The organism is Streptomyces bobili, from assembly GCF_002154575.1.
GTDB classification, from domain to species: Bacteria; Actinomycetota; Actinomycetes; order Streptomycetales; family Streptomycetaceae; genus Streptomyces; species Streptomyces bobili.
In genome coordinates, this window is record NZ_MUBA01000891.1 from 1 (window position 1) to 670 (window position 670).

The following is a 670-nucleotide window of genomic DNA, read 5'->3' on the forward strand; positions in this document are numbered from 1 at the left end:
AGGTACGGGTCGACGCTGACCATGAAGTCGAGCGAGTCGAGCGCCTTGTCGAGCCGGTCGCCGTCGGGTGCGGAGAGCACCGGGTTGGCTGCCACGGTGATCAGCGCCCGGACCGGTGTGCCCTCGTCGGTCGCGGTGTCGATCTCCTCGGCGAGCGCGGAGAGCGGCAGCTCGCCCTTGGCCTCGGGGTGCCGGCTCACGCGGGAGTGCCAGCGTCCGAGCGCGAAGCCCCGGCCGGGACCGGCGGGCCGGGGTGTCCGGTCGGTGGCGGCCTGGGGGAAGAGGGCGCCGCCGGGCCGGTCGAGGTTGCCGGTGAGGATGTTGAGGACGTCGACGAGCCAGCTCGCCAGGGTGCCGTGGGGGACGGTGCAGCTGCCGATGCGGGCGTAGACGGCCGCGGTGGGGGCGGCGGCGAGTTCGCGGGCCAGCGTGCGGACGAGCGCGGCGTCCACGTCGCAGGCGGCCTCCACCGACTCCGGGGTGAAGTCCCGTACGGCGTCCCGCAGTTCGTCGATGCCCTGGACATGGGGGCTCAACTCGCCCAGGTCCACGAGCCCTTCCTCGAAGAGCACCTGTGCCATCGCCGCGAGCAGCAGGGCGTCGGTGCCGGGCCGGATCGCGAGGTGCCGGTCGGCGAGCTTGGCGGTGCGGGTGCGGCGCGGGTCGATGA

General features: G+C 74.2%; 1 protein-coding gene. It reads right to left on the reverse strand.

The genetic code is table 11. The annotated features are described in order from the left end of the window. A partial coding sequence (locus tag BZL64_RS38515; RefSeq protein ID WP_158101597.1) for a molybdopterin-dependent oxidoreductase occupies positions 1-670 on the reverse strand: 670 nt, incomplete at both ends.